Origin of the sequence: Leifsonia sp. NPDC056665 (assembly GCF_042791795.1) — a bacterium.
GTDB lineage: Bacteria > Actinomycetota > Actinomycetes > Actinomycetales > Microbacteriaceae > Leifsonia.
In genome coordinates this window covers 311,812-335,654 of the sequence record NZ_JBHTXK010000002.1, presented here as the reverse complement: position 1 = coordinate 335,654, position 23,843 = coordinate 311,812, and the positions used below count along the sequence as shown (strand labels likewise).

Genomic DNA, 23,843 nt, shown 5'->3' with positions numbered 1-23,843 from the left:
GCCGGCTCAGCTCCGGCGGCTCAGCGCGAACGACGCGTTCCCGAACCGCACGATCGATCCGGGATCGACCTCGTGCCGCGTGTTCGGGTCGCACGCGAAGGTGCCCTCGCCCGGGTAGGTGATCGTCGTCCCGTTGGCGGAGCCGAGGTCCATCACCCAGAAGATCCCGTCGTACTGCCCGAACGCGAGGTGCGCGCGGGAGACCGACTTGGCGTCGTCCGCCACCGTCACCATCTCGACGTTCGCGGTGTCGTCGAACTCCGTGCCCGGCGTGTAGGAGGCCGGGTTGCGCCCGATCACGCCGTTGCCCGCCGTCTCGACGTGCTGCCCGTCACTCAGATCCAGTGCGAACATGACCGCCATCGGTGTCTCCTCTCGTCGGCGCACCCGAAAGCGCCCCGCCCAGCATGCCATGACGAAGGCTGCGCTCCCTAGGGATCAGGTCGGAGCCCGCCCGGTCATTCCGCCGCGATCGGCACCCGCATCGACCGGGCGTCGCGCATGAAGCGCTCCACGTCCGGGTCCACCGTGATGTCGCTCGGGCGCAGCGGGCGGGTCAGGTAGAGACCCTCCAGGCTGGTGATCCGGCTCAGCGCGACGTAGGTCTGGCCCGAGGTGAACGCGCGGGCGCCGAGGTCGACGATCGCCGCGTCGTACGTCTTGCCCTGCGACTTGTGGATGGTGACCGCCCACGCGAGCCGCAGCGGGAACTGCGTGAACTCCGCGACCACGTCCTTGGTGAGCTTCTTGGTCTCGGGGGAGTAGTTGTAGCGGTACTTCTCCCAGATCGCCGGCTCGACCTCGTGCACCTCGCCGTCGACGTCCACGTAGACGTTGGAGTCGATGCGGGTCACGGTGCCGATGGTGCCGTTCACCCAGCGCGGCCCGTCGCCCTGGCCGACGTCGTTGCGCAGGAACATCACCTGCGCGCCGACCTTCAGCTCCAGCACCTCGTCGGCCGGGTAGTTGCGGCCGCCGAAGTCGCCGCTGACCTCGGCCTTGGCCGTCAGCGGCCGGCCGGGCAGCTGTTCCAGCGCCTGCGCGTTGATGCGGTTCACCGTGTCGTTGCGCGTCGCGAGCGTGATCGTGCCGTCCCGCGGCGCCGGGCGCGCGCCGACCTCGTTCAGTCGGTCGGCGATCTCCTTCGTCACCTGCCCGTGCCGCACCGCGTTGAGCATGTAGCGGAAGTCGGACTCGTGCTGCCGGTGCACCTGCAGCAGCTCGACGATCTGGAGGTCCGCCTCCCGCCACACCTTCGCGTCGAAGAACCACATCGAGCGGTAGGTGTCGGCGAAGTAGGCGCGCTCCTCGTGGTCGCCGGGCACGGGGGCGAGCTGGTACGGGTCGCCGAACAGCACGATCTGGACGCCACCGAACACCTCCTTCGGCCGCTGCCTGGCCTGACGGAGGCTCCGGTCGACCGCGTCCATCAGGTCGGCGTTCACCATCGAGACCTCGTCGATCACCAAGGTGTCGATGCTGTTCAGCAGCTTGCGCAGCTCGCTGGTCTGGTCGATGTCGTGGTCCGCGATGACCCCGATCGGCAGCTTGAACAGCGAGTGGATGGTCTGGCCGCCGACGTTCAGCGCGGCGACGCCGGTCGGCGCGGCGATGACGATCGACTTCTCGGTGTTCCACGACAGGTGGTTCAGCAGCGTGGACTTGCCGGTTCCGGCTCTGCCCGTCACGAACACATGGTCGCGCGTGTGCTCGATCAGCTCGAACACCGCCCGCTGCTCGGACGAGAGCGAGAGTCCGCCCATCCGGATCCCTTCCCTCGCGCGACCTGCCGAACTACTCTAACCCCGCGCGCAGCGCCAGGGCGGCTTATCCACAGGCCCATAGGATGGCAGCTATGGGTGGGGACGGCAGGGTCGGCGGACTCCGGCCGGTGCTGCTCTGGGCGGGCGTCGGCGTCCTCCTCGTCGCCGCGTTCATCGCCGCGCTCGGCGCCGTCCAGCGGGCCTTCTACAGCCCGGAGGGGTTCGTCTCCGCCTACGTCGGCGCGCTCGCCTCGCACGACCTGACCAGCGCGCTCGCCATGCCGGGCGCGGCGCCGACGAAGCAGGCCCTGGCCGCCGCGGGACTGCAGGGGGACGCCTCCAGCGAGCTGCTGCGCTCCGACCTGCTCCCGGACTACACCGACACCCGCGTCGTCTCCGACACGGCCGGCCCTGACGGGCGCCGCACGGTCACGGTGCACGTCGTCGTCGACGGCCACCCGGTCACCGCCGCGTTCGAGCTCCGCCAGACCGGCGCCGTCCTCGGCCTCCTGCGGACCTGGGAGTTCGCGCGCACGCCCGTCGGCGTCGCGCACATCACCGTCGCCCACGCGCAGAACTTCACCGTCGGCGGCCACACCGTGAGCCCGCGCGCCGCCGCCCCGTCGCAGCCGGCGACCGCGTTCAGCGTGAGCGCCGGGTATCTGGTCCCCGCGCCGTCGCTCTACGTGCTGGGCCACTCCGACAGGTACACGCACGCCGCTCCGGTGAACGTGGCGACCGCGCCGGCCGCCACCGTGGCGGCGACGGTCGACGCACAGCCGAACGACGCCTTCACGGCGGCCGTGCAGAAGGAGCTGAACGGCTTCCTCGACGAGTGCGCGAAGCAGCAGGTCCTCCAGCCGGCGGGATGCCCGTTCGGCGTGGTGATCGACGACCGCGTGCAGGGTGCGCCCACCTGGAAGATCACGCAGTACCCCGCGGTCCACCTCGTGCCGGGCGACACCTCCTGGACCATGTTGCAGGCGGTCGGGATCGCGCACCTCTCCGTGACCGTGCAGTCCATCTTCGACGGCAGCATCGAGCACCGGGAGTCCGACGAGAAGTTCGCCGTCTCGCTGACCAGCGTCGTCATCCGGCCGGACGGATCCCTCGACATCGTCGTGGGGGAGTAGCGGCTACCGCTGCACCGTGCCGTCCCGCGCCGCCAGCCGGGCGAGCTGCTCGTTGTACGCCCTCAGCTCCGCGTCGTTCGTGCGGTCGGCGTTCCTGTCCTGCCGCTTCGAATCGCGCTCGTCGCTGCGGCTCCACTGGATGGCCACCACGATCGCCAGGATCACCGTCGGGATCTCGCCGATGCTCCACGCGATCCCGCCGCCCGTCTGCTGGTCGACCAGCGGCGTCGCGCCCCAGGTCCGGCCCATCGCGCCGAACCAGTCGGCCAGCAGGAGGCCGTGCATCTGCATGATGGACAGCCCGAAGAACGCGTGGAACGCCATCGTGCCGAGCAGCAGCAGCAACCGGAACGGGTACGGGAGCCGGTACTTGACCGGGTCGATGCCGATCAGCGATTGCACGAACAGGTAGCCCGTGATCACGAAGTGCACGACCATCCACTCGTGCCCGATGTGGTCGGTCGTCGCCCAGCGGATGAGCGGCGTGTAGTAGAACGCCCAGAGCGACCCGGCGAACAGCCCTGCCGCGACCAGCGGATGCGAGATGATCCCCGCGAACCGGGAGTGCACCGCGAGCAGGATCCACTCGCGGCCGCCGCGCGTGCCGTCCTGGCGTTTGCGGATCGCCCGGACGGCGAGCGTCACCGGCGCGCCGGGAACCAGCAGCAGCGGGACCGCCATCGTGAGGACCATGTGCGCCGACATGTGCGCCGAGAACAGGTACTTCTCGTAGACGTTCACGCCGCCATTGGTGATGTAGAAGAGCAGGACGATGCCGAGCGTCCAGAGCACCGTGCGGTAGATCGGCCACTTGTCGCCGCGCTTGTGCAGCCTCCACACGCCGGCCAGGTAGAAGAACAGGGCGAAGCCGCAGGCGAGCACCCAGAGCAGGTCGAAGTTCCACGTCGTGAAGAGCCGGCCCCAGGTGAGCTCCGGCGGGAGCTTCTCGCCGGTGAGGATCTCCGCGGGCGTCGGCACCGCCGCCCGCGTCTGCGGCACCGGCGTCACGGTGCGGGCGAGCGCAGCGGCCACGCCCGACGCGATGCCCATGAAGGCCAGCTCGGCGGTGACGATCCACCAGAACGTCCGGCCCTCGCCCAGCCGCTTCAGCCGTTCGATGAGGACGCGGCGCTGCATGAGCCCGAACAGCCCGAGGACGACGAGCGCAGCGACCTTGACGAGCACCAGGATGCCGTACGGCGTCGCCAGCTCGGCCAGTGTCCCGACGCGCAGCTCGGCGTTCACGTACCCCGACAGGGCCACCACGATGAAGCAGATGAGCGCGATGCTGGAGTACCGCTCCAGCACCGTCACCAGCCGCCCGTCGCCCAGCGTGCGCTTGATGACGATGAGGGTCAGGAGGCCGCCCAGCCAGATCGCGGCGAACAGCACGTGCAGCCCGAAGGAGGTCACCGCGGCGTCGTGGCCGGCGGCCTCCGAGCTGTGCCCCTGCTGCGCCATCGGCACGACCGCGGCCATCGCCAGCAGCGTGACGAAGACGATCGCCGTCTGGTTGCGCACCGCGAAGCAGAGCACCGTGACGGCGGCGGCGATCAGCGTGATGCCCAGCCAGGCCTGACCGAGCGACACGCTGGTGACGAACGAGCTCAGCCCGTTGGTGAAGGTCTGGTCGAACGACCAGGGCACGTTGGCGACGCTGACGAACGTGAACAGGCCGGACACTGCGGAGGCCACCGTCATGATCGCGGCGCAGGCGGCGGCGAAGTCGAGGGCCGTGCCGTACTCGTCCCTGTCCGCCTTGAACGCGAAGCAGGCCAGGACCAGCGCGCCGACCGTCCCGGAGAGGCTGAGGTTGACGACGAGCGTCGAGATCGGGAGGCCCCAGCGCACCAGCGCGCCGGGGTCGAGCAGCAGGGGCGCGGCTGCCCCTCCGCCGAAGGAGAGCGCCGCGACGACCGACACCAGAGCGGCCGCCAGGAGCACGGCGGGACCGATCACACGGAGAAGTCTGGGCACCCGTCAAGCCTACGTCTCCGCTGCTGTGCGCCTGCCCACAGCACAGCGGCGCGGATCCCTGTCGGCACAACGGAACGGGGGCGGCGCCGCAGTCGCGACGCCGCCCCCGTGGAGCCTGTTCAGGCTGTTACTTGACGGCAGCCTTGAGCTTGGAGCCCGCGGTCAGCTTGACGCGGTGGCCGGCCGGGATCGAGATCTCGGCGCCCGTCTGCGGGTTGCGGCCGGTGCGAGCGGCAGTCTCGGTGCGCTCGGCGGCGAGCCAGCCCGGGATGGTGACCTTGCCGCCACCCTTGACGGTCTCGCTGATCGTGGCGAAGAACGCGTCGACGACGCTCGAGACGGTGGCCTGGCTCTGACCCGACGCCGCGGCGACGGCAGCAACGAGCTCGGTCTTGTTCAGGTTGTCAGCCATTGAGTGTCCTCCTCGGACCTTGTGCTGGTAGTTCAGCTGTCTTGTGGAACGGTTGAGGCCACAGTGGGCCATAACGTTTTGGTCGGTTGACCGCCTCGAATGTATCAGAATCCCGCGGAATTACGCGGATTCTCGCGGATTTTTCGCCTGTTGCCAGGGCGTGTTCAGCCCCGGGGACGACGAAGGGGCGCCCGGCGGATGCCGGACGCCCCTCCAAAGGGTGTCGTTCGCTGCTTTCTCAGCAGCCGACGCTGGGTGTTACCAGCTCGACTTGGTGATGCCGGGCAGCTCGCCTCGGTGCGCCATGTCGCGGAAGCGGACACGCGAGATGCCGAACTTGCTGAGGTTTCCACGGGGACGGCCGTCCACCGCGTCGCGGTTGCGCACGCGGATGGGGGAGGCGTCACGGGGGAGCTTCTGGAGGCCCAGGCGAGCGGCCTCACGGGACTCGTCGGTGCCGTTCGGGTCGACGAGCTGCTTCTTCAGCTCGGCACGCTTCGCGGCCCAGCGCTCGACGATGACCTTACGCTGCTCGTTCTTGGCGATCTTGGACGTCTTGGCCATGTTTAGCGCTCCTCTCGGAAGTCGACGTGCTTGCGCACGACAGGGTCGTACTTCTTGAGCACGAGGCGGTCGGGGTCGTTGCGACGGTTCTTCTTGGTCACGTAGGTGTAACCGGTGCCCGCCGTCGAACGGAGCTTGATGATCGGACGGATGTCCTGCTGCTTCGCCATTAGATCTTCTCCCCACGGGCCAGGATGTCCTTGACCACGGACTCGATGCCACGGGCGTCGATGACCTTGATGCCCTTGGCGCTCAGCGTCAGGGTGACGTTACGACGAAGAGACGGGACGTAGTACGTCTTCTTCTGGATGTTCGGGTCGAACCGGCGCTTCGTGCGACGGTGCGAGTGCGAGATGTTGTGACCGAAGCCGGGAACGGCTCCAGTCACCTGGCACACTGCTGCCATTGCTTTCTTCTCCAATACCGTGATGCCATCCGGCACCACCCAAGGTCACTTGTCGGCGCACGACTTCCCATCCGTTTTATGGGGTGGGGTTTCGTACACGGCTGCAGAGCGGGAGGAGCCCACTCAGCCAAACATCCATGCTACGGCATGGGGCCGCGCGCAGCCAAATCGCGATTCGTGGGACAACAACCACGTTTTTGTGTATGCTTTAACCACCAACCCGCTCCTCCACGTGAGAGCGGGTCTTTTCTTTGTCACCACCCGGTCGGCTTCCGTAGGTTCTCAACGGGGTCAGGTAGCTGGCTCCGCCGGTAGTCCGCCGCCGTGAGTCGTCGCCACCAGTGCCGGCCCACACCGTCCTCCGGCTCGCCTTTCAATGCGCCGGCCGTCGGATTCGTCGATGGGTTGACCGTTCCGACGGGCACGCGTTCGCGCGCGAGCCGCAGCGGCAACTCCAGGTCCGAGTCGTTCGACACGACGATGGCCCCATCCACCGCAGCCGTGAGCACATCGAAGAGCAGATGGGATGCGACATTCACGTCGGACCCCTTCTCTTCGCGCTTCCTGACCGTCGCCATTACGAGCCGATCGTCGCCGGACGGGATCGCACGCAATGGCAGGCGACTGTCCCACGACTCATCGTCGTGCCGGTACACGCTCGGGCGATAGGTGCCCGGCGGTTCGGCCACCAGCGGTTCGGCCTTCGCCCACGAGACATAGCGCCCCTCGGCGATCAGATCGACCGACTGCGACGCCAGCAGGGCATCGAGGTAGATGGACTGGTCGAGCCGTGCATCCGGGCTGTCCAGGGGATCGACACGAGCGGTGCAGTAGACCACCCGCGAGATCCGCGCATCGGGCCAGCCGGCGAGCGGCTCCACGAGGGCGCGCACATCCAGCCATCGCCAGCCCGCGGTCGAACGACCGCAGTGCTTCCTCGCGCCGTAGTAGAGGTTGTACCCGTCGACGTAGACCCCGATCCGCATCGACCCACTCTAGCGAAACACGTATGTCAGGCGTTAGATTCCGCAGCCTTCGCCGTGCACCCCGCGCACAACCCGAACACATCCACCACGTGCTGCGCCTGCGTGAACCCGTGCGACGCCGCCGCCGCGCGCGCCCACTGCTCGACCTCGTCGGCCTCGATCTCCACCGTCAGCCCGCACTTGCGGCAGATCAGGTGGTGATGGTGTCCCGTCGTGCACGCGCGGTAGAGGCTCTCGCCCTCCGGCGACTGCAGAGAGTCCGCGTCGCCTTCCGCCGCGAGGTCGGCGAGCGCCCGGTACACGGTCGCCAGGCCGATCGGGGAGCCCGTCTCGTGCAGCGTCAGGTGGAGCCCCTGCGCGCTGATGAAGCCCTCCGTCGAGGACAGGGCCTCTCGGACGGCCTCCCGCTGCCAGGTGTTGCGCTTCACGGTTCCAGGCTAGCCTCTCTGGCTCACGAGTCGCCGGGAACTCCGGGCGCCCACGAGCCGGCAGACCACGTAGATCAGGAACGAGATCGTCGTCACGTACGGGCTGATCGGCAGGGAGCTGCCGAGCGCCAGCAGGATGCCGCCCACGATCGAGAGAAGGGCGAAGCCCACGCTCAGCAGCGGCACCAGCAGCGGCGACGACGAGATGCGCATCGCCGCGGCCGCGGGCGTCACGAGCAGCGACAGCACCAGGAGTGCGCCGACGATCTGCACCGACACCGCGACCGCGAGGCCGAGCAGCACCATGAAGGCGAGCGCGACGAAGCGCGTCGGGACGCCGCGGGAGGCGGCGACGTCGGCGTCCAGGCTGTCGAACATGAGCGGGCGCCACATCAGCAGGAGGCCGATCAGCACCAGCGCCCCGATGACGAGCAGCGATCCGAGCTGCGGGTCGTCGACCGACACGATCTGGCCGGTCAGCAGGCCGAACTTGTTGGCGCTGCGGCCGGGATAGAGCGCAAGCGCGAGGATCCCGAGCCCCAGCCCGAAGGGCATCAACACCGCGATGATCGAGTTGCGGTCCCGCGCCTTGGCGCCGAGGAGGCCGATCAGGATGGCGGCGATCAGCGATCCGACGAGCGACCCGGCGACGACGTTCACGCCGAACAGCAGCGCGACGGCCGCCCCCGCGAACGAGAGCTCGCTGATCCCGTGCACGGCGAACGCCATGTCCCGCTGCATCACGAAGACGCCGATCAGGCCGCCGACGACGCCGAGCACCGCGCCCGCGAAGATCGAGTTGCGCACCAGCGCGAGCAGCTCGCCGTAGTCGGTGAAGTTGAAGAGCTGCGACCAGAGATCGTTCATGCGGCCGGCTCCGGGTGCGAGGTGCGGGTGTGGTCGTGGTGCTCGTGGGTCTCGGCGTCCGGGATGCCGACGACGACGATACGCCCGCGGCTGCGGATGACGTCCACGGGAGTCCCGTACAGGTCGGTGAGCACCTCGCTGCGCAGCACCTCGTCGGGGGTGCCGGTGCGGAACCGGCCGCCGGCCAGGTAGAGCACGCGGTCGACCATCCCGAGCACCGGGTTCACGTCGTGCGTGACGAAGACCACCGCACTGCCGTGGTCGCGCCTGCGGCGGTCGATGAGCTCGCTGACCCCGCGCTGGTGCTGGAGGTCGAGCGACAGCAGCGGCTCGTCGCAGAGCAGCAGTGCCGGGTCCCCGGCGAGCGCCTGCGCGACACGCAGACGCTGCTGCTCGCCGCCGGACAGCGATCCGACCGGGGTGTCCGCATAGCGGCGCGCCCCGACGGAGTCGATGAGCTGATCCACCTGCGCGCGGTCGGCGCGGTTCGGGATCGGGAGGCCCCAGCGGTGCCCGTTGACGCCGAGCGCGACGAGGTCGCGTGCGCGCATCGGGGTGCCGGCCGGGATGAGCTTCTGCTGCGGGATGTAGCCGATGCGCCGGTCGCCGCGCCGCACCGCGCGGCCGTCGAGCACGATGCTCCCGGAGTCCAGCGACTGCTGGCCGAGGATCGTCTTGAGCAGGCTGGTCTTGCCCGAGCCGTTCGGCCCGAGCACGGCGACGAACTCGCCGGCGTGCACATCCAGGTCGAGCCCGCTCCACAGCGTGCGGTCCCCGAAGCCGAGGGCCGCGTCGCGCAGGCTGAGCACGACGTCGCGCTCCGCCGGCGCGGCCACGCGTTCGATCGGCTCGCTCACTTGGCCAGCGCCGCTCCCACGGCGTCGAGGTTGGCGTTCATCCAGCTCACGTAGTCCTTGCCCTTCGGCAGCGTCTCGGTGACGGGGACGACGGGGATGTCCGCCGCTGTGGCCGCCGCCCTCACGCGGTCGGTCTCGGGTCCGCTGGTCTGCTCGTTGTAGGCGAGCAGCCTCACGCGGTGGCCGCTGAACAGCGCGAGCGTCTGCTGCAGCACGAGCGGCGACACGTCGGTGCCCGCCTCGATGGCCGCACTGAACTTCTCCGGCGTCTTGTTCACGAGCCCGGCGGACTCCAGCAGGTAGAGCGGAACGGGCTCGGTGATCGCGACCCCTTCTCCGGCGTACTTCGACTTCAGCTCGGCCTCCCGGGCCTGGAGTGCGGCCAGCTTTCCGGAGAAGGCCGCGGCGTTCTTCGCGAAGGTCGCCTTCTGCGCCGGGTCGGCCTTCGACAGCGCGTCGGTCAGGGCGCTCGTGAACTTCTGGATGGTCGGGAAGTCGTACCAGACGTGCTCGTTGAGCTCCCCTCCTGCGGCGTTCTTGCCCGAGAGGTCGACCACGTTCAGCACAGTGGCCTTCGTGTTCTTCGACCCGGTGCGGAGGGTGTTCATGAAGTCGTCGTAGCCGCCGCCGTTCTCGATGAGGATGTCGGCCTTCGAGACGGCGAGCTGGCTCTGGGCGCTTGCCTCGAACGAGTGCGGGTCTTGGGCCGGGTCAGACATCAGGGCGGTCACATCGACGGCGTTCCCGGCGATGGTGGAGGCGATGTCGCCGTAGACGTTGGTGCTGGCGACGACGCGGACCTTCCCGTCGTCGGCGGCAGAGCCGGCCGAGCAGCCGGTGAGGGCGGCGACGGTCGCGGCGGCGAGGGCGAGGGTGAAGACGGAGCGCTTCAACATAGGGGCCTGTCTAATTCGTGGGTGTCCCACGAATCTATCCCTAATTGAGAACGATTGTCAAAATCACTAAGCCCGCGACCCAGATTCGTGCCGAATGTCGCGAATGGCGCGGTCAAACGCTGCATTCGGCACGAATGTGCGGCGCTCAGTCCAGCAGCAGCGCGGGCTCCTCGATGATGGAGGCCACGTCCGCCAGGAACCGCGAGGCGACATCCCCGTCCACCACCCGGTGGTCGAACGAGGCGCCCACGGTCGTGACGTAGCGCGGGCGCACCTCGCCGTCCACGACCCACGGCTTCTGCTTGATGGTGCCCAGCGCGACGATGCCGACCTCGCCCGGGTTCAGGATGGGCGTTCCGGTGTCCATCCCGAACACGCCGATGTTCGTGATGGTGATCGTGCCGCCCGCCATGTCGGCCGGGGGAGTCTTGCCCTCGCGCGCGATCAGCGTCAGCTCCTCGAGCGCCTTGGCGAGCTCGAGCAGCGTCATCCCCTGCGCCTCCTTGACGTTCGGAACGATCAGCCCGCGCGGCGTCGCGGCGGCGATGCCGAGGTTCACGTAGTGCCGGACGATGATCTCCTCGTCGGTCCACGTGGAGTTCACGGTCGGGTTGCGGCGCACGGCCCAGATGATCGCCTTCGCGACGATGAGCAGCGGCGAGACCTTGACCCCGACGAAGTCGGGCGACGTCTTGAGGCGCTTGACGAACTCCATCGTGCGCGTGGCGTCGATGTCGACGAACAGGCTGACGTGCGGGGCGCTGAAGGCGCTGGTGGTCATCGCGTTGGCGATCGCCTTGCGCACGCCCTTGACCGGGATGCGGTCCTCGCGGTCGTCCGGCCAGGCCGGCGTCTGGATGTTGCGGAACACGCTCGCCTGGGTCGCCTCGCGGAGCACGTCCTCCCGGGTGATGTCGCCGATCGGTCCGGTCGGGGTGACCAGCGAGAGGTCGACGCCGAGGTCCTTCGCCAGCTTGCGGATCGGCGGCTTGGCGATCACGGGGGCGCTGCCGATGGGGGAGGCGCCGGCCGGGGCGGACGGTGCGGGAGCGGCGGCAGGCGCAGCAGCCTGCGAAGGCGCGGGCGCGGCGGGCGCCGGCGTGAACGTCACCGGGATGGAGGCGGTGCCCGGGTGCGTCACCCGGCGCCGGCGGCTGGTCCCGTGGCCGGCCGCGCCGTACCCGACGAGCACGGCGCCCGGCTTCGGCTCGTCCACCTCGTGCGAGACGCTCTGCGCGGCGTCGGCCTCGGCCTCCTCGACCTCGCCGACCGGCTCGGCCGGGGCGGCGGGCGCTGAACCGGCGGTGACGGTGATGATCGGCGTGCCGACCTCCACGGTCTGGCCCTCGGACACGAGCAGCTCGCTGACTGTCCCCTCGAACGGCGACGGCAGCTCCACGAGCGACTTGGCCGTCTCGATCTCCACGATCACCTGGTTGACCGCGACAGGCTCACCCGGCGCGACCTTCCACGAGACGATCTCGGCCTCGGTCAGACCCTCGCCGACGTCGGGCAGCAGGAACTGGGACTCGCTCATGTACGGCTTCTTTCGTTCGGCGGGGCTCAGTACGCGAGCGCGCGGTCGACGGCTTCGAGGATGCGGTCGGCGTCGGGCAGGTAGACGCCCTCCAGCTTGGCCGGCGGGAAGGGGGTGTCGAAGCCGGCGACGCGGAGCACGGGCGACTCCAGCGAGTAGAAGGCCTTCTCGGCGACCACCGCGGCGACCTCGGAGGCGACGGACACGGTGCCGGGGGCCTCCTGCGCCACGATGAGCCGGCCGGTCTTCTGTACGGACTGCAGCACGGGCGCGTAGTCGATGGGCGCGAGCGAGCGCAGGTCGACGACCTCCAGGCTGCGGCCCTCCTCGGCGGCGACCTCGGCGGCGCGCAGCGCGACCGGGACCATGCCCGCCCACGCGACGATCGTCGCGTCCGTGCCGGTGCGGACCACACGGCTGGAGTGCAGCGGCACCGGGTTCTCCTCGGTGTCCACGTCGCCCTTCGGCCAGTAGCGGCTCATCGGCTCGAAGAAGATCACCGGGTCGTCGGAGGCGATGGCCTCCTGGATCATCCAGTAGGCGTCGTTCGGCGTCGACGGCGCGACGATCCGCAGGCCGGGGGTGTGCGCGAAGTACGCCTCCGGCGACTCCTGGTGGTGCTCGACGGCGCCGATGTGGCCGCCGTGCGGGATGCGGATGACGACCGGCATCGAGACGGCGCCGCTGTGCCGGTTGGTCAGCTTGGCGAGCTGCGTCGTGATCTGGTCGAAGCCGGGGAAGACGAAGCCGTTGAACTGAATCTCCACCACCGGACGGTAGCCGCGCATCGCCAGGCCGATGGCCGAGCCGATGATGCCCGCCTCCGCGAGGGGCGTGTCGAGCACGCGCTTGGCGCCGAACTCGGCCTGGAGGCCCTCGGTGACGCGGAAGACGCCGCCCAGCGGGCCGATGTCCTCGCCCATGAGCAGGACCTTCGGGTCCTCGGCGAGCGCGCGCCGGAGGCCGGCGTTGAGCGCCTTCACCATCGGCATCGACTGGATGCGCGGGCCTTCGGGCTCGGCGGGGGTCTCCGTATCGGCGGCGGCGGGCTCCTGCGGCTCCCCGACCTCCGACTCCGCGTCGATCGCGGCAGCCTGCTCCGGAACCGTCTCGTCCTCGACCACGAACTCGCGCGTCCACTCCTGCTCGGCCACGTGCTCTTCGAGCACGAGTGAGCCGGGCTCGCTCTCCACGATCTCGACCACATCGATGGCCTGCGTGTCGTCGAACGGCTCGTCGTGCACGGCGCTGTCACCGTCCGGCGTCTCGTCCTCCACCAGCTCGGCCTCCACGTATCCGGTCTCGCCTCTCAGGTCGCTCATGCGTCACCTCCGAACGACGCTTCGTACTCCTGCAGCCAGCGTCGCTGCTCGTCCATCACGGGATGCGGCTCACTGTAGACGTTGTCGAACATGCTCTCGATTGGGGGAACCTCGAGGGCGAGCGTGCGCCGGCGGACGTCGGCGGCCAGATCGGCCGCCTCCTCCTCCGCCGCGTCGAAGAACGCCTGGCCGACGCCCTGGTTCTCCAAGAACGCCCGGAACCGCAGGATCGGGTCGCGCTCGGCCCAGTACGCCACCTCGTCGTCGGTGCGGTACTTCGTCGGGTCGTCGCTCGACGTGTGCGCGCCCATCCGGTACGTGAGCGCCTCGATCATGCTCGGGCCCTCGCCGTTGCGCGCGTCGTCGAGGTGCTTCGCGGTCACCGCGTAGGCGGCGAGCACGTCGTTGCCGTCGAGCTGCACGCCCGGGATCCCGAAGCCGCTCGACCGCAGGTAGAGCGGAGTGCGCGACTGCGTCTTCACCGGCACCGAGATGGCCCAGTGGTTGTTCTGCAGGAAGAACACCTGCGGAGTCTGGTAGCTGGCCGCGAAGACGAACGCCTCGCTGACGTCGCCCTGGCTGGTCGCGCCGTCGCCGAAGTAGGCGATCACCGCCTCATCCACGTCCGGGTCGCCGGTGCCGACCTTGCCGTCGAGCTTGACGCCCATCGCGTAGCCGGTGGCGTGCAGCGTGTGCGAGCCGATCACGAGCGTGTAGAGGTGGAAGCCGTGGATCGCCGGGTCGGTCGGGTCCCAGCCGCCGTGCGTGGTGCCGCGCAGCAGGCCCATGATGCCGACCGGGTCGATGCCGCGAATCATGCCGACCACATGCTCCCGGTACGACGGGAAGAGGTTGTCCTGCGGCTTGGCCGCCCGGGCGGAGCCCACCTGGGCGCCCTCCTGGCCGCGGCTCGGCACCCACAGGCCGAGCTGGCCCTGGCGCTGGAGGTTGGCCCCCTCGTTGTCGACCGCCCGCACGCGGACCATGTCGCGGTAGAAGGTGCGGTAGTCCTCCTCCCCGAGTCGCTCGAGGTAGGGGAGGTACTCTCCGGCCGGATCGCTCGGCTGGAACCGGCCGTCTGCGGTCAGCAGCTGGACGGTGTTCGCCGGGCGCGGGGTATCGTTCGTCGCAACCACCGTTCTAACCTAACCGCTTGCCGGGGTGCCCATTTGGTAGGTTCCGCACAAGATCGGCGGTGACCTCCAGGAGTTTCTCCACAGATTCCTGCTCCCCGACGCTGATCCGGATGCCCTCCGGCGGGAACGCCCGCACCGTGAGCCCCGCGTCGAAGAACGCGTCGTTGGCCGCGGCGGTGTCCTCGCCGGTGACCAGCCAGACGAAGTTGCCGTTGGCCTGCGGGACGTTCCAGCCCTGGTCGACCAGGGCATTGCGCAGCTTGTCGCGGCGCATGGCGATGCGCGCCACGCGCTCCATGAGCTCGTCCTCCGCGTCGATCGACGCGAGCGCTGCGACCCGGGAGGCGTCGGTCACCGACAGCGGGATGGCCGCCGACCGCGCCGCGTTCAGCACCGCCGCCGGCCCGACCGCGTAGCCGATCCGGAGCGCGGCGAGCCCGTAGGCCTTCGAGAACGTGCGCAGCACGACGAGGTTCGGGTAGCGGGGGAGCAGCGGGATGCCGTCCACCGAGGCGTCGTCGGTGACGAACTCGTAGTATGCCTCGTCGAGCAGCACCAGCAGGTCGCGCGGCACGGAGGCCATGAACGCCTCGAACTCGGCGGCCGAGACGACCGGGCCGGTCGGGTTGTTGGGCGTGCAGACGATGACGACGCGCGTGCGGTCGGTGATCGCCGCGGCCATCGCCGGCAGGTCGTGTCCGCCGTCCGCCCGGTTCGGCACCTGCACACTTGTCGCGCCCGCGACGGTGACCAGGCCCGGGTAGGCCTCGAACGACCGCCACGAGTAGACGACCTCGTCGCCCGTGCCCGCGGCGGCGGAGATGAGCTGCGCGAGCAGCGCGACCGACCCGCTGCCGAGGTGGACCTGGTCGACCTCCACGCCGTGCCGCTCGGCGAGCCGCTCGCGGAGGTCGGCGCCGCCCGCGTTCGGGTACCGGTTGAGCTCGGCCAGGGTGCCGGCCACGGCCTCCACGACCGAGGGGAGCGGGGGATAGGGGTTCTCGTTGCTGGACAGCTTGAAGCCGTCCGCCGGCGCGGGCCGCCCCTGCTTGTAGGCGGGGACCGCCACGATCTCGGGCCGCAGCCGCACGCCAAGCGCGTCTTCGTCAGTCACAGACCCAACTTAGTCGCGGGCGCATACCCGCGGGAGCATTCCTCTTTATTAGGGGCGACGACGCAGGATGGTGAGGCGGATCGAGGAGTTGAGGAAGGCGAGGCCGAGGAGGAGCGAGGTGACACCCTCGACCAGCAGTTCCGGATGCCATCCACGGTCGACAGGCACGAACGCCGCGAGCAGATACATCGCTGCCAACCACCACCCGGCGCGCGGTCTGGCTGTGAGCCTCCACCAGGCGCGCGGTGCGACAACAGGCTCGTCCCATCCCCGGAATGACCGGGCGATCGCGACGATGAGCGCAGTACCCAGGACCGCCCAGGCGTTATCCACCGCCGTTTTCGGGATCAGCAGTTCGGCCGAACGGGTGACGACATTGCTCGCCACCACGTACACGACGAACACCCCGAACTTGTGCCACGGATTCATCACCCGCAGCGGCCACCACTGCAGCGGCGGGTACGCCTTCTTCGCGCGTTGGGCAGGGTAGGGCTGCGGCTCCACAAGGCCGTCTCCATTGGGCACGCTCGCGACTCTAGCGGCGAGCCCCTGTCCCCCGCGCCTCCCGTTTGGGAGGATGTGCCCATGCGATTCCTGCTCAAGGTGATCATCAACGCGGTGGCCCTGTGGCTGACGACCCTCCTCGTCAGCGGCATCACCGTCGTCCCCTACGCCCCCGGCACCACGGCGACCGTCCTGACCTACCTGCTCGTCGCGCTCATCTTCGGCGTGGTCAACGCGATCGTCGGCACGGCGATCCGCATCGTCGCCTTCCCGATCTACATCCTGACGCTCGGGCTCATCTCGTTCATCGTGAACGGCCTGCTGCTGCTCCTGGTGTCGTGGATCAGCGGTCTGATGGGGTTCGGCCTCCACGTCGCCGGCTTCTGGTGGGGCGTCCTCGGCGCTCTGGTGCTCGGGATCATCGCCTGGCTGATCGGCCTGATCTTCCGGCCCTTCACGCGCGAGCGCTGAGCCCCTCGCGAGTGCGGGAGAATAGAGGCGATCCCACCACGCCGATTCCGCGAGGAGCCTCATGACCGCCCTGCCTCCCCAGCCGCTCAGCCCCCTGGACGGCCGCTACCGGTCCGCGGTTCTCGGCCTCGGCGACCACCTGTCGGAGGCGGGCCTCAACCGGGCGCGCGTCCAGGTCGAGGTGGAGTGGCTCATCTACCTGACGAGCCACCGGATGTTCGACTCCTCCCCGCTCACCGACGAGCAGGTCGGCCAGCTCCGCGCCCTCGCCGACGGGTTCGGCCAGCCCGAGATCGACCGGCTCGCCGAGCTGGAGGCCACCACCAAGCACGACGTGAAGGCCGTCGAGTACCTGGTCCGCGAGCGCCTGCACGCCCTCGGCCTCGACCACATCGCCGAGCTCACCCACTTCGCCGCCACCAGCGAGGACATCAACAACCTCTCCTACGCGCTCACCGTCAGCGCCGCCGTCGCCCAGGTGTGGCTGCCCGCGTTCCGCGCCGTCATCGGCGAACTGCGCGCGCAGGCGATCCAGTACCGCGACGACGCCATGCTCGCCCGCACGCACGGCCAGCCCGCGACGCCGACGACGATGGGCAAGGAGCTCGCCGTCTTCGTGCACCGCCTCGACCGCATCCGCACGCAGGTGGAGGCCACCGAGTACCTGGGCAAGTTCAGCGGCGCGACCGGCACCTTCGCCGCGCACCTCGTCGCGGACCCCGACGCCGACTGGCCGCGCATCTCGCAGGAGTTCGTGGAGAGCCTCGGCCTCGACTGGAACCCGCTCACCACGCAGATCGAGTCGCACGACTGGCAGGCGGAGCTGTACTCCCGCATCTCGCACGCCAACCGCGTCCTGCACAACCTGTGCACGGACGTCTGGACGTACATCTCGCTCGGCTACTTCCGGCAGACCCCGGAGCCCGGCGCGACCGGCTCCTCGACCATGCCGCACAAGGTCAACCCGATCCGCTTCGAGAACGCGGAGGCCAACCTCGAGCTCTCCAGCGCCGTCCTCGACTCGCTCGCCGCCACGCTGGTGACCAGCCGCCTGCAGCGCGACCTCACCGACTCGACCACGCAGCGCAACATCGGCGTGGGCCTCGGCCACTCGCTCCTGGCGCTCGACAACATCCAGCGCGGCCTCGCCCAGATCTCGCTCGACCGCACGGCGCTGGCGACCGACCTCGACCTCAACTGGGAGGTACTGGCGGAGGCCATCCAGACCGTGATCCGCGCGGAGGTCACCGCCGGCCGCTCCACGATCTCCGACCCGTACGCGCTGCTCAAGGAGCTGACCCGCGGCAAGCGCGTCGACCACGAGGCTCTCACGGCGTTCGTCGATGGCCTCGAGATCGGTCAGGCGGCGAAGAACCGCCTGCTGGCGCTCACGCCGGCCGGGTACGTGGGGCTGGCGTCGGAGCTGGTCGACCGGCTCTGAGGACGCAGACGGCGGGCGCCAGGGGGCTCAGTGTCCCCGGGGCTCCCGGTCGTCGCCGTCGGTCTGGTCCGGCTTCACGGCGTCACCGTGCGGAGCGTGACCGGCGGCCTTCTCCTCCGCCTCCACGTCCTGCTCGTGGATGTCCTCCACTTCGGCCGCGGTCGGCTTGAACGCGAGGGCGAACAGTGCCATCAGCACGAGCGACAGGATGAAAGCGATCCCGAGGGCGACGCCGGCGAGGATGAACTCGCGCGTCGCGATCAGGACGATGAGTCCGACGAAGACGCCGAGGCCCGCGGAGATGCCGAGCAGCTCGGCGGGCAGGAAGCGGTCGCGGCGGGTCGGCTGGAGACTGTTGGTCACGCTGGGGTCTTTCTTGTCGCGCTTCGTCACGTTCCGCTCTCCGTCCGGCGGGCAGCCGTGGCGGAGCGGGCCGCCGATCGCAGGGAGGCCGCGCCGATGCCCTGGAAGACGCCGACGATCACCGCCCAGGCCCCGAACAGGCCGATGGCGAGCACCGCGTCGGCCGGCACGAAGACGAGCACCAGGGCCAGGATCGCGGTGAGCGCCCCGGTGATGAGCCAGTCGCGCGCGGCCGCGTCGTTCCGGCGCTCGCGCACGCCGCTGTAGAGCTCAAGGATGCCGGTGAGCGCCGCCCACACGGTCACGACGTAGAGGTAGAGGCCCATCCCGCTGGTGTTGAGGGCGATGGCGAACACTCCGGCGAGGATGCCGATGCAGCCCTGCACGGCGAAGAGGGTCCGGCTGAGGCGCTTCGGGGCGAACAGGAGGCTGAGGACGCTGGTCGCGAGCCCGTCGGCCACCGCGAAGACGCCGAAGACGATGAGGCCGAACTGCGGAGTGTGCGCGTCGCGGGTGAAGGTGATGACGGCGGCCGCGGCGAGCGCGACGATCGCGCGCACGGCGGGGACGACCCAATAACGGCTCGAGTTCGGATCGCCCTGATTCTGGGGAACGGCGGGTGCCACTCGGCGACCTCTCTCAGTCAGGATTCGGTCTCAGTCTAGTCGCGGGATACCTGCGCGTTTGCCGGGCGGCAGCCTCCCGCCGCCGCTACGATCGCGCCATGCGGATCGGTTTCGGGGTGCTCCGCGCACTCGTCGCGCTACTCGTCCTCGCAGCGATCGTGGCCCAGTTCGCGACGAGCGTCCGGCTGATCGCGGACACGGGCGGCAACGTCGCAGGCTTCGTCGTGAACTTCTTCAGCTTCTTCACCATCGAGTCCAACGTCGCCTCGGTCGTCGTCCTCGGGATCGGCGCGGTGCTGCTGCTCACCCGTCGAGCCGACGATCCCAGCTGGTTCGCCGGGCTGCGCGCCGCCGTCGTCACGTACATGCTGACCACCGGGGTCGTCTACAACCTCCTGCTGCGGAACATCCCGCTCCCGCAGGGCACGACCGTCCCGTGGTCGAACGAGGTGCTGCATGTCGTTGCGCCGCTGTATCTGGTGCTGGACTGGCTGCTCGCGCCCGGCCGGATCCCGCTGCGCCGCCGCACGGTGTGGGGGATCGCGGCGTTCCCGATCGTCTGGGCCGGCTACACGCTGCTGCGCGGCCCCTTCGCGGCCGACCCCGTCACCGGGAAGCAACCGTGGTACCCGTATCCCTTCCTGAACCCTCAGACATCGGCGAACGGCTACCTGTCTGTCGCGTTCTACATCGTGCTGATCGCTGCTGTGATCCTGTGCGCGGGCTACGGCGTGGTCTGGGTGTCCCGACGCTGGCGAGCCGACCGCGCCCTCCCGGGCGACGCCACAACGGCCTGATCGCTCGACGCGGTCGGCCGGCCGCTAGGCGACGACGGGGAGCTCGTCGCCGTCCGGACGTGCCCAGGCGACGATCCCGGCGATGGCTCCGACGATGAGCACGAACGCCCCGGTCGGCAGGACGGTGGCGCTGATCGGGTGGTGCCAGCTCAGCGCGATGAGCACGCCGGCCGCGGCCCCGAAGACCGTCACGATCGAGAACGTCGCCGAGACCACGCGAGCGAGACCGGTCTGGAAGAGCGAGCGGAGGCCGAGCGCCGCGGCCAGGATGGTCCAGGTGACGGCGAGCGGCGCCACCACGACCGCGCCGAAGTCGTCGCTCAGCAGGACGCCCGGCACGACGTAGACGATGCTCGCCGCGAGCAGGAGGAGGGCGCCGACCGCCGCGAAGCCGACCAGCCGCCCGCGCTCGGACCGCAGCCGCGCGATCGGCTCGATCAGGGAGGGCCAGGTGAAGGCGAGCGCGAACGACACCACAGCGAGGGCGACGGCGCCTGCGCCTTGCAGCAACGGGATGAGGATGGTGTTCACTCTCGCATTCGACTCCGCCGGGCGGAGCCGCGCGTCCTCCCTGAGGATGATCCGCGCTTGGAGAACGCTATGCGCACGCTTTCGGGTGGCCCAGCGTCGGCGAGCCGGTCACGCCTGCTCGGCCAGCTTGCCCTTCGCGTAGCCGACGAGGGCGTTGGCGTGCCCGTGCCCCATCCCGTACTCGGACTTCAGCCAGCCGACGGCCTCCATGTGCGTGGCCCCGGTGTCCAGCCGCTCGACGACGAGGTCCAGCCACTCCTGGACCGGCCGCCCGTAGTTCTTCTCGATGCTCGGGAAGTACGACGGCGGCCCCATGACCTTCTCGCCGGGTGCGATCACGGGAGCGACGACGCGGTGCTGGGTCATGCGGGAATCCTAGCGCCGAAAAGTGCGGTCTCGACCGGGTGCCTCCCGCCCCAATAGGTTCGGGCCATGTCAGAACACGAGACGTCCTCGCCCTGGCGGCGCTTCTGGGAGAAAGGCGGCTGGTGGCGCTCGCTGCTCGTGGTCGTCGCCTACTTCGTCATCTACCAGGGCGTCCCGCTGCTGTTCGCTCCACTCTTCCCGACCGCACCCGGGCCTGCGGCCGCGATCTGGCTCTTCACGATCATCCCGATCACCTTCGGCGGTCTCGTGCTGGTCGCCTTCGCGTGGTCGCTCGGCTGGTTGCGCGAGCTGTTCGGCCCTCAACCGATCCGCGGTCGCGGCTGGATGTGGATCGCCGTCGCTGTGGTCCTGCTCTTCAACGTCCTGCGATTCGCCGCCGTGGACTACGCCAAGGCCGGGGCCGGTGTGGTCGTCGCCTGGCTGGTGGCGGGACTGTGCGTCGGCTTCGCCGAAGAGACGTTGACCCGCGGCTTCGTCGTGAACCTGATGCGCAAGCACGGGTACCGCGAGATCGCCGTAGCCTCCGTCTCGGCCGCCCTCTTCGCCGCCCTCCACGCGGGCAACCTCCTGACGGGCCAGTCGGTGTTCGCCACCGCGCTCCAGTTGCTCTACACCTTCGCGTTCGGCATCCTCATGTACCTGGCACTGCGCGTCACCGGCAACCTGGTCTGGCCGATCCTCCTGCACGCGTCGACCGACCCATCGACGTTCCTCTCCACGCTGTATCCGACACAGGGCCCGGTGGCCGCCTTCGCCGGGCTCGGAAACCCCGCTGTGATCGTCACAGGGCTCATCCTGCTCATCTTCATCCGCGGCAGGGTCTCGCAGAGCACCGCAGAAGGACTCGAAGCGCCGGCCCGAGGGTCACGCGTCTGACCCGGCCGCGTGTCACCTCTCCGTGCAGCAGAACCATTTCTGAGACGTGTCGATTTTGTACGCGCTCGCCCGTCGTACTGCTGAGTCGACATCTGACGTCGACCAGAATCAGAAGGAGTCCACCATGTCTGCTTTCGTTTTTGCTTTCCGCAACGACCCCGCCGTGAACGCCACCGAGGAGCAGGTCGCTGCCTGGGGCGCCTGGTTCCAGAACCTCGACTCGGCGCTGACCGACATGGGCAGCCGCGTCGGGGCGACCAAGCTGCTCGGAACGTCCGCCGGAGCCAACGCATTGTCCGGCTACGCGCTTGTCGATGCAGCTGACCTGACTGCGGCGACCGCGCTGGCCGAAGGATGCCCCGGCCTCTCCTACGGGGGCAGCGTCGAGGTGGGCGAAGTCATCCCGATGTAGACCAGCGCGGCGTCGACTTCCACAGCCGAACCAGCATCACATCGGCGCCATGTCCGCGAACCGGGAGTACATGCCCTGGAACGCCACCGTGACGGTCTTGGTCGGGCCGTTGCGGTGCTTGGCGACGATCAGGTCGGCCTCGCCCGCGCGGGGGTTGTCCTTCTCGTAGGCGGACTCGCGGTGGAGGAGGATGACGACGTCCGCGTCCTGCTCGATCGAGCCCGACTCGCGGAGGTCGCTCAGGGCGGGGAGCTTGTCGGCGCGCTGCTCCGGGCCACGGTTGAGCTGGGAGAGGGCGATCACGGGGACCTGCAGCTCCTTGGCGAGCAGCTTCAGCGCACGGGAGAACTCGCTGACCTCCTGCTGGCGGCTCTCGACGCGCTTGCCGCTCGTCATGAGCTGGAGGTAGTCGATGATCACCATCTTGAGGCCGACGCGCTGCTTGAGGCGGCGGCACTTGGCGCGGATCTCGACCAGCGTCATGTTCGGGCTGTCGTCGATGTAGAGCGGGGCGTCGTTGATGCGCCCGCGTGTGGAGGCGATGGTCGTCCAGTCGCGGTTGTCGACGGTGCCCTTGCGCATGTGCTGCAGCGGGACGGTGGCCTCAGCGGAGAGGAGGCGCATCGCGATCTCGCTGCGCCCCATCTCGAGCGAGAAGAAGATGGTCGGCATGTCGTGCTTGATGGCGGCGGCGCGCGCGAAGTCGAGCGCCAGCGTCGACTTGCCGAGGGCGGGGCGCGCGGCGACGATGACCATCTGACCGGGGTGGAGGCCGTTGGTCAGCTCGTCGAGCTCGGCGAAGCCGGTCGGCACGCCGGTCATCGAGCCGTCCTTGTGCTTGGCCGCCTCGATCTCGTCGATGGCGACCGTCACGGCCTCGGTGAGGGGGACGTAGTCCTCGACCTCCTGGTGGCCGGTGACGGAGTAGATCTCGGCCTGCGCGTTGTTGACGAGGTCGAGGACCTCGCCCTCCGCCTTGTAGCCCATCTGCGTGATGCGGGTGCCGGCCTCCACGAGGCGGCGCAGCAGTGCCTTCTCGGTGACGATGTTGGCGTAGTAGCCGGCGTTCGCGGCCGTGGGGACGAGGCTCGTGAGCGTGTGGAGGTACTCGGCGCCACCGGCGCGGGACAGCTCGCCCAGCTTGGTCAGCTCGTCGGTGACGGTGATGACGTCGGTCGGCTCGCCGTGCGAGTACAGCGAGAGGATCGCGTCGTAGATGATCTCGTGCTTCGGGATGTAGAAGTCCGTGCCGCGCACGACCTCGACGACGTCGGCGACGGCGTCCTTGCTGAGCAGCATGCCGCCGAGGGCGCTCTGCTCGGCGAGGAGGTCGTGTGGAGGGGTGCGCTCGGGGGAGCGGGCCTCGCCCGGCTCGCGGCTGTCGGCGAGACCGATATGGGCGATCGACACGTGCTCTCCTCAGTTCTCCTGCATCGGGCGCGCACCGGTCGATGCTCCCCCTCAAGCCTGCGCCGCCCACGTCCGGACGGCACGCGGGCACGCCGAGCGCGGCCGCTCCCGCACAGCCGTCGCGACCGTGCCGGAGAGACCGCGCCGAAGCGCGTCCGCTCGCAGACTACGGACGGCCACCGACAACGCCCCGCAGCCTTCTGCGAGCCGATCCTCGGCGGTCTTCCGTCGATGTCGCTCCACCCTACGAACCGCTCGCCGCGCCCACAACTCCACCTGTGGATAACTCTGGGGAGAATCTGGGCGAAACGCCGACGCGGCTGTGCAGAAGGTGTGGGATACGCTGTGGAAAACCGAAATTCTTTGCGACGAAACGCTGGTTTGATCAGGGCTTTTTGTTTCCACAGGCTGTGTGTAAAAAGTTCCCTGCGGCCTGTGGTCGACGCGGTCGGGCGGGGCCTGTGCACTGTGGATGGAGCCGGGGAAAACTCCGCTTAACGAGGTGTAGCGGGGGGGGGGGGCCCCCCCCCCCCCCCCGGGCAAGTCGGCGGGGCCGGGGGGGGGGGCCCCAGCAAGTCGAGGTGTGCCGCGCCGGGGGTCGGGGGGGGGCTCGGGGGGGCGGGGTGA

28 protein-coding genes are annotated in these 23,843 nt (G+C 69.4%); 6 read left to right on the top strand and 22 right to left on the bottom strand.

Features of this window, described 5'->3' with window-relative positions; translation table 11 throughout:
* Positions 1 to 6 precede the first annotated feature (6 nt).
* Positions 7 to 363, bottom strand: coding sequence for an FHA domain-containing protein (locus ACFQ9V_RS03950; protein ID WP_382457859.1), 357 nt, complete (start codon positions 361 to 363; stop codon positions 7 to 9).
* Between the two features lie 95 nt (positions 364 to 458).
* Positions 459 to 1,763: an ATP-dependent RecD-like DNA helicase gene (locus ACFQ9V_RS03945; protein WP_382457858.1), complete on the bottom strand. Its 1,305-nt coding sequence runs from the start codon at positions 1,761 to 1,763 to the stop codon at positions 459 to 461.
* Between the two features lie 92 nt (positions 1,764 to 1,855).
* Here ACFQ9V_RS03945 and ACFQ9V_RS03940 point away from each other — a divergent pair, with 92 nt between their 5' ends.
* Positions 1,856 to 2,896 carry a hypothetical protein gene (locus ACFQ9V_RS03940; RefSeq protein ID WP_382457857.1) on the top strand — a complete coding sequence of 347 codons (1,041 nt, stop codon included), beginning with the start codon at positions 1,856 to 1,858 and terminating at the stop codon, positions 2,894 to 2,896.
* A gap of 3 nt (positions 2,897 to 2,899) precedes the next feature.
* On the opposite strand, the gene ACFQ9V_RS03935 is transcribed toward ACFQ9V_RS03940, so the two are convergent.
* The 15 genes from ACFQ9V_RS03935 to ACFQ9V_RS03865 form a co-directional block, all read right to left on the bottom strand.
* Complete coding sequence (locus ACFQ9V_RS03935) at positions 2,900 to 4,873, bottom strand: cytochrome c oxidase assembly protein (protein ID WP_382457856.1); 1,974 nt, start codon at positions 4,871 to 4,873, stop codon at positions 2,900 to 2,902.
* Between the two features lie 127 nt (positions 4,874 to 5,000).
* Positions 5,001 to 5,285, bottom strand: a complete 285-nt coding sequence (locus ACFQ9V_RS03930) for an HU family DNA-binding protein (protein WP_308457987.1) — start codon at positions 5,283 to 5,285, stop codon at positions 5,001 to 5,003.
* A 258-nt stretch (positions 5,286 to 5,543) separates the two neighbouring features.
* On the bottom strand, positions 5,544 to 5,849 hold the full coding sequence (rpsN, locus tag ACFQ9V_RS03925; protein WP_382457855.1) for a 30S ribosomal protein S14: 306 nt from the start codon (positions 5,847 to 5,849) through the stop codon (positions 5,544 to 5,546).
* A 2-nt stretch (positions 5,850 to 5,851) separates the two neighbouring features.
* Positions 5,852 to 6,019 (bottom strand): 50S ribosomal protein L33, encoded by a 168-nt coding sequence (rpmG, locus tag ACFQ9V_RS03920; RefSeq protein ID WP_090039571.1) that lies wholly within the window; start codon positions 6,017 to 6,019, stop codon positions 5,852 to 5,854.
* The gene (gene rpmB, locus ACFQ9V_RS03915; RefSeq protein ID WP_382457854.1) at positions 6,019 to 6,255 is read right to left on the bottom strand and encodes a 50S ribosomal protein L28; all 237 of its coding nucleotides are present in this window, start codon (positions 6,253 to 6,255) and stop codon (positions 6,019 to 6,021) included. The genes rpmG and rpmB overlap by 1 nt, the downstream gene beginning before the upstream one ends.
* 254 nt (positions 6,256 to 6,509) lie before the next feature.
* The gene (locus ACFQ9V_RS03910; protein ID WP_382457853.1) at positions 6,510 to 7,241 is read right to left on the bottom strand and encodes an NYN domain-containing protein; all 732 of its coding nucleotides are present in this window, start codon (positions 7,239 to 7,241) and stop codon (positions 6,510 to 6,512) included.
* Between the two features lie 26 nt (positions 7,242 to 7,267).
* Positions 7,268 to 7,669, bottom strand: a complete 402-nt coding sequence (locus ACFQ9V_RS03905; protein WP_382457852.1) for a Fur family transcriptional regulator — start codon at positions 7,667 to 7,669, stop codon at positions 7,268 to 7,270.
* 9 nt (positions 7,670 to 7,678) lie between these two features.
* Complete coding sequence (locus ACFQ9V_RS03900) at positions 7,679 to 8,536, bottom strand: metal ABC transporter permease (protein ID WP_382457851.1); 858 nt, start codon at positions 8,534 to 8,536, stop codon at positions 7,679 to 7,681.
* Positions 8,533 to 9,393, bottom strand: a complete 861-nt coding sequence (locus tag ACFQ9V_RS03895) for a metal ABC transporter ATP-binding protein (protein ID WP_382457850.1) — start codon at positions 9,391 to 9,393, stop codon at positions 8,533 to 8,535. The genes ACFQ9V_RS03900 and ACFQ9V_RS03895 overlap by 4 nt, the downstream gene beginning before the upstream one ends.
* The gene (locus ACFQ9V_RS03890; protein WP_382457849.1) at positions 9,390 to 10,289 is read right to left on the bottom strand and encodes a metal ABC transporter solute-binding protein, Zn/Mn family; all 900 of its coding nucleotides are present in this window, start codon (positions 10,287 to 10,289) and stop codon (positions 9,390 to 9,392) included. The genes ACFQ9V_RS03895 and ACFQ9V_RS03890 overlap by 4 nt, the downstream gene beginning before the upstream one ends.
* Positions 10,290 to 10,434: 145 nt before the next feature.
* Positions 10,435 to 11,826 carry a dihydrolipoamide acetyltransferase family protein gene (locus tag ACFQ9V_RS03885; protein ID WP_382457848.1) on the bottom strand — a complete coding sequence of 464 codons (1,392 nt, stop codon included), beginning with the start codon at positions 11,824 to 11,826 and terminating at the stop codon, positions 10,435 to 10,437.
* Positions 11,827 to 11,852: 26 nt separating this feature from the next.
* Positions 11,853 to 12,818 (bottom strand): alpha-ketoacid dehydrogenase subunit beta, encoded by a 966-nt coding sequence (locus ACFQ9V_RS03880; protein WP_382457932.1) that lies wholly within the window; start codon positions 12,816 to 12,818, stop codon positions 11,853 to 11,855.
* A gap of 326 nt (positions 12,819 to 13,144) precedes the next feature.
* Positions 13,145 to 14,284, bottom strand: a complete 1,140-nt coding sequence (locus ACFQ9V_RS03875; protein ID WP_382457847.1) for a thiamine pyrophosphate-dependent dehydrogenase E1 component subunit alpha — start codon at positions 14,282 to 14,284, stop codon at positions 13,145 to 13,147.
* A gap of 4 nt (positions 14,285 to 14,288) precedes the next feature.
* Positions 14,289 to 15,398: a histidinol-phosphate transaminase gene (locus ACFQ9V_RS03870; protein WP_382457846.1), complete on the bottom strand. Its 1,110-nt coding sequence runs from the start codon at positions 15,396 to 15,398 to the stop codon at positions 14,289 to 14,291.
* A gap of 48 nt (positions 15,399 to 15,446) precedes the next feature.
* The gene (locus ACFQ9V_RS03865; protein WP_382457845.1) at positions 15,447 to 15,923 is read right to left on the bottom strand and encodes a hypothetical protein; all 477 of its coding nucleotides are present in this window, start codon (positions 15,921 to 15,923) and stop codon (positions 15,447 to 15,449) included.
* A gap of 60 nt (positions 15,924 to 15,983) precedes the next feature.
* Between ACFQ9V_RS03865 and ACFQ9V_RS03860 the strand changes: the two genes are divergently transcribed.
* Positions 15,984 to 16,373 carry a phage holin family protein gene (locus tag ACFQ9V_RS03860; protein ID WP_382457844.1) on the top strand — a complete coding sequence of 130 codons (390 nt, stop codon included), beginning with the start codon at positions 15,984 to 15,986 and terminating at the stop codon, positions 16,371 to 16,373.
* Positions 16,374 to 16,434: 61 nt separating this feature from the next.
* Entirely contained in the window at positions 16,435 to 17,814 is a 1,380-nt protein-coding gene (gene purB / locus ACFQ9V_RS03855; protein ID WP_382457843.1) for an adenylosuccinate lyase, read from the top strand.
* A 27-nt stretch (positions 17,815 to 17,841) separates the two neighbouring features.
* On the opposite strand, the gene ACFQ9V_RS03850 is transcribed toward purB, so the two are convergent.
* Together ACFQ9V_RS03850 and ACFQ9V_RS03845 are read right to left on the bottom strand one after the other, a co-directional pair.
* Complete coding sequence (locus ACFQ9V_RS03850; protein WP_382457842.1) at positions 17,842 to 18,177, bottom strand: hypothetical protein; 336 nt, start codon at positions 18,175 to 18,177, stop codon at positions 17,842 to 17,844.
* A gap of 26 nt (positions 18,178 to 18,203) precedes the next feature.
* Positions 18,204 to 18,803 (bottom strand): HdeD family acid-resistance protein, encoded by a 600-nt coding sequence (locus ACFQ9V_RS03845; protein WP_382457841.1) that lies wholly within the window; start codon positions 18,801 to 18,803, stop codon positions 18,204 to 18,206.
* A 98-nt stretch (positions 18,804 to 18,901) separates the two neighbouring features.
* Here ACFQ9V_RS03845 and ACFQ9V_RS03840 point away from each other — a divergent pair, with 98 nt between their 5' ends.
* Complete coding sequence (locus tag ACFQ9V_RS03840) at positions 18,902 to 19,600, top strand: Pr6Pr family membrane protein (RefSeq protein WP_382457840.1); 699 nt, start codon at positions 18,902 to 18,904, stop codon at positions 19,598 to 19,600.
* A 24-nt stretch (positions 19,601 to 19,624) separates the two neighbouring features.
* Here the strand turns inward: ACFQ9V_RS03840 and ACFQ9V_RS03835 are convergent, their stop codons facing one another.
* Together ACFQ9V_RS03835 and ACFQ9V_RS03830 are read right to left on the bottom strand one after the other, a co-directional pair.
* The gene (locus ACFQ9V_RS03835) at positions 19,625 to 20,131 is read right to left on the bottom strand and encodes a hypothetical protein (RefSeq protein WP_382457839.1); all 507 of its coding nucleotides are present in this window, start codon (positions 20,129 to 20,131) and stop codon (positions 19,625 to 19,627) included.
* 108 nt (positions 20,132 to 20,239) lie between these two features.
* Complete coding sequence (locus tag ACFQ9V_RS03830) at positions 20,240 to 20,497, bottom strand: DUF4287 domain-containing protein (protein WP_382457838.1); 258 nt, start codon at positions 20,495 to 20,497, stop codon at positions 20,240 to 20,242.
* Positions 20,498 to 20,563: 66 nt separating this feature from the next.
* On the opposite strand from ACFQ9V_RS03830, the gene ACFQ9V_RS03825 reads away from it, so the two are divergent.
* Both ACFQ9V_RS03825 and ACFQ9V_RS03820 read left to right on the top strand, forming a co-directional pair.
* Positions 20,564 to 21,394, top strand: coding sequence for a type II CAAX prenyl endopeptidase Rce1 family protein (locus tag ACFQ9V_RS03825; RefSeq protein ID WP_382457837.1), 831 nt, complete (start codon positions 20,564 to 20,566; stop codon positions 21,392 to 21,394).
* 124 nt (positions 21,395 to 21,518) lie between these two features.
* Positions 21,519 to 21,806, top strand: coding sequence for a hypothetical protein (locus tag ACFQ9V_RS03820; RefSeq protein WP_382457836.1), 288 nt, complete (start codon positions 21,519 to 21,521; stop codon positions 21,804 to 21,806).
* Positions 21,807 to 21,842: 36 nt separating this feature from the next.
* On the opposite strand, the gene dnaB is transcribed toward ACFQ9V_RS03820, so the two are convergent.
* Positions 21,843 to 23,216: a replicative DNA helicase gene (gene dnaB, locus ACFQ9V_RS03815; RefSeq protein WP_370055388.1), complete on the bottom strand. Its 1,374-nt coding sequence runs from the start codon at positions 23,214 to 23,216 to the stop codon at positions 21,843 to 21,845.
* Between the last annotated feature and the right edge of the window lie 627 nt (positions 23,217 to 23,843).

Coding starts and splice junctions, on each gene's coding strand:
- ACFQ9V_RS03950 (WP_382457859.1), bottom strand. CDS start 363: ATGGCGGTCATGTTCGCACTGGATCTGAGTGACGGGCAGCACGTCGAG.
- ACFQ9V_RS03945 (WP_382457858.1), bottom strand. CDS start 1,763: ATGGGCGGACTCTCGCTCTCGTCCGAGCAGCGGGCGGTGTTCGAGCTG.
- ACFQ9V_RS03940 (WP_382457857.1), top strand. CDS start 1,856: ATGGGTGGGGACGGCAGGGTCGGCGGACTCCGGCCGGTGCTGCTCTGG.
- ACFQ9V_RS03930 (WP_308457987.1), bottom strand. CDS start 5,285: ATGGCTGACAACCTGAACAAGACCGAGCTCGTTGCTGCCGTCGCCGCG.
- rpsN (WP_382457855.1), bottom strand. CDS start 5,849: ATGGCCAAGACGTCCAAGATCGCCAAGAACGAGCAGCGTAAGGTCATC.
- rpmG (WP_090039571.1), bottom strand. CDS start 6,019: ATGGCGAAGCAGCAGGACATCCGTCCGATCATCAAGCTCCGTTCGACG.
- rpmB (WP_382457854.1), bottom strand. CDS start 6,255: ATGGCAGCAGTGTGCCAGGTGACTGGAGCCGTTCCCGGCTTCGGTCAC.
- ACFQ9V_RS03910 (WP_382457853.1), bottom strand. CDS start 7,241: ATGCGGATCGGGGTCTACGTCGACGGGTACAACCTCTACTACGGCGCG.
- ACFQ9V_RS03900 (WP_382457851.1), bottom strand. CDS start 8,536: ATGAACGATCTCTGGTCGCAGCTCTTCAACTTCACCGACTACGGCGAG.
- ACFQ9V_RS03890 (WP_382457849.1), bottom strand. CDS start 10,289: ATGTTGAAGCGCTCCGTCTTCACCCTCGCCCTCGCCGCCGCGACCGTC.
- ACFQ9V_RS03885 (WP_382457848.1), bottom strand. CDS start 11,826: ATGAGCGAGTCCCAGTTCCTGCTGCCCGACGTCGGCGAGGGTCTGACC.
- ACFQ9V_RS03880 (WP_382457932.1), bottom strand. CDS start 12,818: ATGCCGATGGTGAAGGCGCTCAACGCCGGCCTCCGGCGCGCGCTCGCC.
- ACFQ9V_RS03860 (WP_382457844.1), top strand. CDS start 15,984: ATGCGATTCCTGCTCAAGGTGATCATCAACGCGGTGGCCCTGTGGCTG.
- purB (WP_382457843.1), top strand. CDS start 16,435: ATGACCGCCCTGCCTCCCCAGCCGCTCAGCCCCCTGGACGGCCGCTAC.
- ACFQ9V_RS03840 (WP_382457840.1), top strand. CDS start 18,902: ATGCGGATCGGTTTCGGGGTGCTCCGCGCACTCGTCGCGCTACTCGTC.
- ACFQ9V_RS03830 (WP_382457838.1), bottom strand. CDS start 20,497: ATGACCCAGCACCGCGTCGTCGCTCCCGTGATCGCACCCGGCGAGAAG.
- ACFQ9V_RS03825 (WP_382457837.1), top strand. CDS start 20,564: ATGTCAGAACACGAGACGTCCTCGCCCTGGCGGCGCTTCTGGGAGAAA.
- ACFQ9V_RS03820 (WP_382457836.1), top strand. CDS start 21,519: ATGTCTGCTTTCGTTTTTGCTTTCCGCAACGACCCCGCCGTGAACGCC.